Raw genomic sequence first — 7,913 nt, forward strand, 5'->3', positions numbered from 1 at the left:
TTAATGTTTCAGATGTTTCTTTTGTATTTAACAATAGCTTGACCTCCTTCACGAAACTATTTTTAGACCCATACAATTATACCATACATTTAGTAATATATCATTAAGTTTGTTATAATATATTTATATTGGGTGTGGGAGGTCATAGTGTAAAATATTTTGTGTAAAGTAGAAAAAGAGAACTCAAACTTGTAAAGTTTTGTTAGACAAAAATAAAACAACAAGGAGTTCTCTTATGGAAAATTTTAACACAGAATTAATACAAATACTAGCAAAAGGATTAGATATTAACGAATTTTTTAGACAAAAACTTGAACTTGCAATAAATGATTTGCTTAAATCTGAACTTACAGTATTTCTTAACTATGAAAAATGGGAATACAAAGGATATGGATCTGGTAATTCTAGAAATGGATTCTACCATAGGACTTTAAAAACTGAATATGGAAATTTAGATTTACAAATACCTAGAGATAGAAGAGGTGAATTTAAACAGCAAACAATAAAAGCTTACTCCAGAAATTCAGAAAATCTTGAAAACATGATAATAACCCTGTATAAAAAAGGAATTACAACAAGAGAAATAGCAGAACTTTTAGAAAAAATGTATGGTTCCAACTATTCACCTCAAAGTATATCAAATTTATCTAAAGTAATGACAGAAGAAATAAAAGCCTATCACGAAAGAACTCTAAAGGAAGATTTTGTAGTTTTGTATTGTGATGCAACCTATTTACCTGTTAGAAGAGATAGTGTATCAAAAGAAGCACTTCATGTAATAATAGGTATAGATAAAAACGGAAATAAGGAAGTCTTAGACTACTCACTATTCCCAGAAGAGTCATCAAGTAACTACAAAGAAATGCTAATTAACTTGAAATCAAGAGGACTAGTAAATGTATCGCTCATTGTAAGTGATGCCTTAGTGGGATTAAAAGAAGCAGCAACAGAAATATATCCAAAAGCAAAGCATCAAACATGTTGGACTCATCTAATGAGAAACATAGAAAACAGAGTAAGAGCAAAAGATAAGTCAGAAGTAGCAGAAGATGCAAAGACAATCTATAGAACTGAGAATAAAGAAAAAGCAGAAGAAAATCTTAAAGAATTTCTAAGAAAATGGTCTAAAAAATATCCAAAACTAAAAAAACTCTTAGAAGGAAAAGATAATTTATTTACCTTTATGTCCTATCCAAGACAAATTAGAAAAAGCCTTTATACCAACAATATATGTGAGAATTTCAATAAGAATTTGAAGAAAAAGATAAAACCAAAAATACAATTTCCAAATGAAGATAGCTTAGATAAAAGTGTGTATACATATGTTTCAGAATATAATGCAAAATTTACAGATAGAGTCCATATAGGATTTGGACAAGTAAGGTATGAACTAGAAAAAAAGATAGAAGAATTAAAATCTTCATCAACTAGAAATTAATTTCTAGTTGATGAATTAGACTCAAGTGTATAAAACTTTATTAGTTAGGGTTTACACAAAATATTTGACACTGCCTGGGAGGTTATGAAATGGCACAACAAACTTATGTTAAAACAATGAAAGATAAAAATATTACAATCGAGGAGTCAAAAAAAGGATTTAAAAAGGCAAAAGATTATATTAAAACAGAATATTCAAAGACCAATCATCAAATCAAAGAGTATTGGCTAGATTCAATTGAGCGACTTTTTGAATATGCAATTAAGTATAATCCAGAGTTATTTGTATCTTTACATCATAATATAAATAAAGATGATGTAACCGAGGACTATTTTAAAAAGTGGATAAGACGTTTTCTAAATGAACGATTACAACCCGCTACAGAAAAGAAATTAAAAACATATATGGAACTAGACTCTGCTCTGACGGCTAGAGTAGATAAGGTAACCAGAGCATCTGATGAAGATTTAAAAAAATATATTTATGGTCATGCAATCTATATGAGTGCGGAAAACTTTAATGGGGCAATTTTAGAGGAATATTTATCAACAATTTTAGAACCTATAGGTTGGATTTGGTGTTCAGGATCAGTCTATAGAGCTATCGACTTTTGTTTACTAGATTATGATGATAATGAAAATAATTCTGTTATGCTACAAGTAAAAAATAAGTACAACACAGAAAATAGTTCGAGTTCTGCAATTAGAAGTGGAACTACAATCATAAAGTGGAATAGATTAAATAGGCCAGATAGTACTGATTTAAGTAAACCAATTCCAAATTGGGAAAACTTAAAACAACTGGTGTTAGCTCATACAAATATTACTGATGAAATTACTAAACAGAAAATTAATTTGGCAGTGAAAGAATTAAATGAGGATTCTTATCTTAAATATATTCACGAAAATTCAACCACCGAGGTTGAGAGTCTATAAAATACTTATTTAAAATATTATATTTGATTAAAATAGAGGAGTTTTTACCTCTATTTTTTTTATATTAGTATTATTTCTCAAAATCAAGCTAATTGTCCTAATGAATATAGAGGTGAGAAATTTAAGGCAAGGTTAAAATTTGTCCTAATTTCTTTGCCTGTGATATAGGAGGTGGATTATGAAAGTTGAAAAGTTTGAGAATAGAAAAGAGATTCAATTTAAAGAATATGATGAGGAAGATTTAAAGGGAGAACTTAGTTTCTATTTAGCCGATAAAGTTATTCAAGATCTTTTTCTTTTAGATGTAATTAGCCTTGATGAATATAAGAACATTCGAATAGAAAACATCAAAAAATTCAAACCTATTCTTGCAGAATTAATGCTATAAGACTTGATAAATACTGAATTGTACGGGAATATAGCACTACAAGAATGGGAGGTGAGACAATGAAAAAGATTACAAAAATAGAAGCAGATAAAAAAGCAGAAGCTAAATTAAGAGTAGCGGCATATGCAAGGGTATCGACAGATGAAGATGCTCAGCTAGTCAGTCTTAAAACTCAGAAGGCTCACTATGAAAAAGTAATATCTGAAAATGATGATTATATTTTTGTCGGTCTATATTATGATGAGGGAATATCTGGGACAAAAAAGGATGGAAGAGATGGACTTTTACAAATGTTAAAAGACTGTGAAGAAGGAAAGATAGATTTCATTCTAACCAAATCCATTTCAAGACTTGCAAGAAATACTGTTGATTGCTTAGAAGTTGTAAGAAGACTACTTGATTTAAATATTGGTATCTATTTTGAAAAAGAAAATATTGATACAAGGTCTATGGAAAGTGAACTGATGCTATCAATTCTTTCTTCTCTAGCAGAAAGTGAATCAAGGTCTATCTCAGAAAACAATAAATGGTCAATAAAAAAGAGGTTTCAAAATGGAACTTTTGTTATATCTTCTCCACCATATGGTTATGAAAACATTGATGGAAAAATGGTCGTAAACAGAGAAGAAGCAGAGATTGTAAAAGAGATTTACAAATCCTATCTTTTGGGGAATGGAACACACAAGATAGCGGAAGAACTTAATGAAAGAAATATAAAAGGGCAAAGAGGAGCAAGATGGCATGGATCAACCATTAACGGAATATTAAAAAATGAAAAGTATGTTGGAGATGTTCTTTACCAAAAGACTTACACTGATGATGCCTATAACAGACATACTAATAATGGAGAAAAAGACCAGTATATGATTTTAAACAATCATGAGGCTATTATAAGCAGGGAAGACTTTGAAAAGGTACAGAATTTACTGAAGCTTAGGTCTATAGAAAAAGGCAATGGGCAAAATACGAGTAAGTACCAGAATCGTTATGCACTATCAGGAAAAATCAAGTGTGGAGAATGTGGTTCTGCATTTAAAAGAAGACACCATTATCAACCTAATGATAAATATATAGCTTGGACATGCAAAAAACACTTACAGGATATCCATAAGTGCTCCGTGAAATATATAAGAGATGAAGATATTAAATTAGCCTTTATGACTTTAGTCAATAAATTAATCTTTGGAAAAGAGTTCATCTTGTTACCGCTTTTAGAATCATTAAAAAGGATAGATAGTAAAGAAGAAGTGAAAAAACTAAGTGAATTAGAAGATGAGTTAGAAAAGTTAATAGAGAGAAAAGAAGTATTAAATAAGCTCATGACATCTAGAATTTTAGAAGCAAGTGTCTACACTGAGGAGACTATAAAAATTAAGGAACAGGAAAAAACACTGATAAAAGAGAAGGAAAGAAGCGAGAATGCAATCCTCGGAAATGATGAAGAAATAAGAGAACTAGAAAAACTAATAAATCTATTGTCAAAAACTGACATGCTTGAAAGTTTTGATGATGACCTATTTATAGAAATTATTGATTATATTCTAGTGGTTGATCGAAAGATATTTGACTTTTATCTAAAGTGCGGACTTGTTCTCAGAGAGGAGGTAGAAGTAGGTGGCTAGATTATGCTATGGATATATGATTAAAGATGGGAAACTAGTAATAAACGAAAAAGAAGCTGAAAACATAAGAGGAATATTTAAAAATTATTTAAAAGGAAATTCACTTATTAAATCGGCAGAAATAATAGGTCTTAAGAAAAATAATTCTAGTGTAAAAAGAATTCTCACTAATAAAAAATACTTGGGGAATGAGAACTACCCTAAGATTATAGACAAAAAAAGCTTTGATATGGCAGGTCAAATGCTTAAAGATAGGGCAATAGCGCTGGGAAGAGTATGGGAAAAAGAAGAAGAGAAAATAGCGGTTCCGGTAAAGTTCTTATATGACAAGGAGGAAGTATTGCCCTTAGATCCATTTGAACGAGCTAGTTATCAGTACAGTAGGATTAAGGTGATTGATGATGAATAGTAAAGTTATTGTAATTCCTGCAAAAAAGAAACAAGGGAATACCATTAAAGAATCTGAAAAGAAAAAGCTAAGAGTAGCAGCCTATGCTAGAGTGTCTACAGATAGTGATGAACAAGCGACTTCTTATGATACTCAAGTAGATCACTACACAAACTATATTAAGAAAAATCCAGATTGGGAATTTGCAGGAGTGTTTTCTGACGAAGGCGTTAGTGGAACTTATACCAAGAAAAGAGACGGCTTTAACAAAATGATTGAAGAAGCAATGGCAGGAAACATTGACTACATCATTACAAAATCCATCAGCCGTTTTGCAAGAAACACCCTGGATTGTTTGAAGTACATTCGTAAGCTTAAAGAAAATAACATTCCGGTTTATTTTGAAAAAGAAAATATCAATACCATGGACGCCAAAGGAGAAGTCCTACTTACAATTATGGCATCCCTTGCTCAACAGGAAAGTCAGTCTTTATCTCAAAATGTGAAGCTAGGTTTTCAATATAGATTTCAGCAAGGACAAATCCAAATTAATCACAATCGTTTTTTAGGGTATACCAAGGACGAGGATGGCAAACTAACCATCGTTCCAGAAGAAGCAAAAGTAATAAAAAGAATTTACAGAGAGTACTTGAAAGGTGCAAGTCTCAGGGATATAAAAGAAGGACTGGAAAAAGATGGGATAGCTAATGGAGCAGGAAATAAAAAGTGGCATATTTCAAATCTCAATCAGATTCTTACTAATGAAAAGTATATGGGAGATGCCCTCCTACAAAAAACTTATACAGTGGATTTTTTAAATAAGAAGAGAGTAGAAAATGATGGAATTGTCCCTCAATACTATGTAGAAAATAGTCATGAAGCCATCATACCAAAAGAAATCTTTATGAGAGTCCAAGAAGAAATAGACAGACGAGCTAATATGGTTAGTGGTAAAGGGAAAAGAAGAGTTTACTCTAGCAAGTACGCTCTTTCAAGTATTGTCTATTGTTCCAAATGTGGTGATATCTATAGAAGAATAATGTGGAATAATAGAGGAAAGAAATACGCTGTTTGGAGATGTTGTACAAGAGTAACCCATGGACCAGATGCTTGCGATGCTAGGACTATTAAAGAAACAGATTTACAAGAAAAAGTAGTTGAAGCAATAAATCAACTTATAACCGAAAGAAGTGAATTAAAAGGAATTATAAAAAGAAACATAGAAAAAGTTATCATAGGGAATGCCAATGAAAAAATAGAGAATATTGACGAAAAAATGCTAAAAGTCCAAGAAGAATTATTAAAAGTTGCTAATGCAAAAGAAGACTATACAGAACTAGCAAATCAAGTAGAAATGTTAAGGAATGAAAAAGAAAAGATACTACTTAAAATGGCTGAAGAAAAAAACTCTCAGAATAGACTAAAAGAACTTGAAGACTTTTTGGATATTCAAGACTTAAAAATAGAGGCTTATGACGAAGAGTTGGTTAGAAAATTAGTAGAAAAGATAATAGTGTATGAAGAGAACTTAAAAGTAGTATTTAAATCTGGACTTGAGGTTGAAATTGATTAGTAAGCAGCTCATATTATGGGGCTGTTTTTCCTTTGCATATAAATGGTATAATATAAATAATAAATATTTATGGAGAAGGAATATGGTTGAACAAGAAGAAATATTGGAACTGATAAATCTTGGACAGGAAGGCGGTTATTGGGATTTTAAGAAAGAGTGGTATAAACCTGACAATAAAGGAAAACAAGACTTGCTTCATGATATTATATGTATGGCAAATAATTTGGAAAATAGAGATGCCTATCTAATAATTGGTGTTGATGAAGAAAATGACTATGTTATATTCAATGTAACAGATAATGAAGGAAGAAAAAATACACAAATGTTAGTAGATTTTTTGAAGGATAAAAAATTTATTGGTGGTATAAGGCCAACTGTTTATGTAAAAAGTTTTAGAATCTATAGCAAAACAATAGATGTGGTTGTTGTAAAAAATGATAAAAACACCCCATACTACTTAACGAATAATTTTCAAGGAATTAGAGCAAATAATATTTATACCAGGATTCAAGATGTAAACACCGCTATAGATCAATCTGCTGATTTAGATAAAGTTGAATATTTATGGAAGAAGAGATTTGGGTTAACTTCTTCACCACTAGAAAGGCTAGAATTGTATTTGGAAGATTATAGTAATTGGATTGATGGGCCCAATGGTGAAATGCAAAAGTACTATAAATATTTTCCTGAGTTTACCATAGATTATATGCCAGCAAAAGACGGTAGAGATGGTTATGAATACTATTTATTTTCCCAAACAGATTCAACACCACATTGGTATGACATACAATTTAAATATCATCAGACCCTTTTAAAAGAATTACTTGGAGTTTCCTTAGATGGAGGAAGATATTTTACACCATGTCCGGATATAGCTGGTATTACTCTAGATAAAACAAAAAAATATAATTGGGACTTTTCCTATAGGTACTTTGCAAAAGGAACTTTTAAATACAAGTTAAATGAGTTTTTCTACTTGCAAGAAAGTTTTAGTGAGGAGTACTCTAGAATGGAATTTTTCGAGGTTGTTCTTTTGTTTGAATCAGAAAACGAGCGTATGGAATTTGAGCAATTTGTAAGGAGAAATTGGAATAAAAGGGATATGTATTTAAATAATGTATATATGCCCCATATTTCTAATTTACCTAATTACAAAGAGGGAGCTTTTATAGAAGAGTATGAGAACGCATTAGTTTTAAATAAAATGTTAAGTGAGTTTAGAAATAACCAAAACTAGATATATTCCCACATACGAGGCTTTTAAGAAATATGAAATTTTATCCATACTGACCACTCAAGCCATGTGGAGACGGTAGCATTAATGTCAAGAAAATAAGATAATAGGCTATAAAGGCGTTGAAATGGGTGGCTTTTAGGATCTATAGAAAAATCTTAAAAGCCATATTTTTTATTAATTTTCATTTGTGGTAACATATCAACTTTAATAATAAGAAGAAAGTGTAGAAAAGATAGACATTCATAGGAAAATATATGGATGAACACATAGAGTTAAAGGAAATTATAAAAAGGAATATAGAAACAGTTATCACAGGAAATTCCAATGAAAAG

The 7,913-nt window shown here is 30.6% G+C and carries 7 protein-coding genes; all 7 read left to right on the plus strand.

What is annotated here, in order from left to right; all coding sequences use genetic code 11:
- Positions 1-235 precede the first annotated feature (235 nt).
- Positions 236-1,438: an IS256 family transposase gene (locus tag ACOX6R_RS06510; protein ID WP_433448483.1), complete on the plus strand. Its 1,203-nt coding sequence runs from the start codon at positions 236-238 to the stop codon at positions 1,436-1,438.
- A gap of 89 nt (positions 1,439-1,527) precedes the next feature.
- Positions 1,528-2,373: a SinI family restriction endonuclease gene (locus ACOX6R_RS06515; protein ID WP_433448485.1), complete on the plus strand. Its 846-nt coding sequence runs from the start codon at positions 1,528-1,530 to the stop codon at positions 2,371-2,373.
- Positions 2,374-2,551: 178 nt separating this feature from the next.
- Positions 2,552-2,761, plus strand: coding sequence for an SHOCT domain-containing protein (locus ACOX6R_RS06520; protein WP_433448487.1), 210 nt, complete (start codon positions 2,552-2,554; stop codon positions 2,759-2,761).
- Between the two features lie 59 nt (positions 2,762-2,820).
- Positions 2,821-4,383, plus strand: coding sequence for a recombinase family protein (locus ACOX6R_RS06525; RefSeq protein ID WP_433448489.1), 1,563 nt, complete (start codon positions 2,821-2,823; stop codon positions 4,381-4,383).
- Positions 4,376-4,792, plus strand: coding sequence for a recombinase family protein (locus ACOX6R_RS06530; protein ID WP_433448491.1), 417 nt, complete (start codon positions 4,376-4,378; stop codon positions 4,790-4,792). Before ACOX6R_RS06525 ends, ACOX6R_RS06530 begins: the two co-directional genes overlap by 8 nt.
- Positions 4,785-6,344, plus strand: coding sequence for a recombinase family protein (locus tag ACOX6R_RS06535; protein ID WP_433448493.1), 1,560 nt, complete (start codon positions 4,785-4,787; stop codon positions 6,342-6,344). Before ACOX6R_RS06530 ends, ACOX6R_RS06535 begins: the two co-directional genes overlap by 8 nt.
- 82 nt (positions 6,345-6,426) lie before the next feature.
- On the plus strand, positions 6,427-7,581 hold the full coding sequence (locus ACOX6R_RS06540; protein WP_433448495.1) for an AlbA family DNA-binding domain-containing protein: 1,155 nt from the start codon (positions 6,427-6,429) through the stop codon (positions 7,579-7,581).
- Positions 7,582-7,913 lie beyond the last annotated feature (332 nt).

The sequence above is a fragment of the Peptoniphilus sp. genome, assembly GCF_050943655.1.
Lineage (GTDB): Bacteria > Bacillota > Clostridia > Tissierellales > Peptoniphilaceae > Peptoniphilus_A.

Excerpts from the sequence above, each read along its gene's own strand:
- ACOX6R_RS06510 (WP_433448483.1), top strand. The coding sequence starts at position 236 with ATGGAAAATTTTAACACAGAATTAATACAAATACTAGCAAAAGGATTA.
- ACOX6R_RS06515 (WP_433448485.1), top strand. The coding sequence starts at position 1,528 with ATGGCACAACAAACTTATGTTAAAACAATGAAAGATAAAAATATTACA.
- ACOX6R_RS06520 (WP_433448487.1), top strand. The coding sequence starts at position 2,552 with ATGAAAGTTGAAAAGTTTGAGAATAGAAAAGAGATTCAATTTAAAGAA.
- ACOX6R_RS06525 (WP_433448489.1), top strand. The coding sequence starts at position 2,821 with ATGAAAAAGATTACAAAAATAGAAGCAGATAAAAAAGCAGAAGCTAAA.
- ACOX6R_RS06535 (WP_433448493.1), top strand. The coding sequence starts at position 4,785 with ATGAATAGTAAAGTTATTGTAATTCCTGCAAAAAAGAAACAAGGGAAT.
- ACOX6R_RS06540 (WP_433448495.1), top strand. The coding sequence starts at position 6,427 with ATGGTTGAACAAGAAGAAATATTGGAACTGATAAATCTTGGACAGGAA.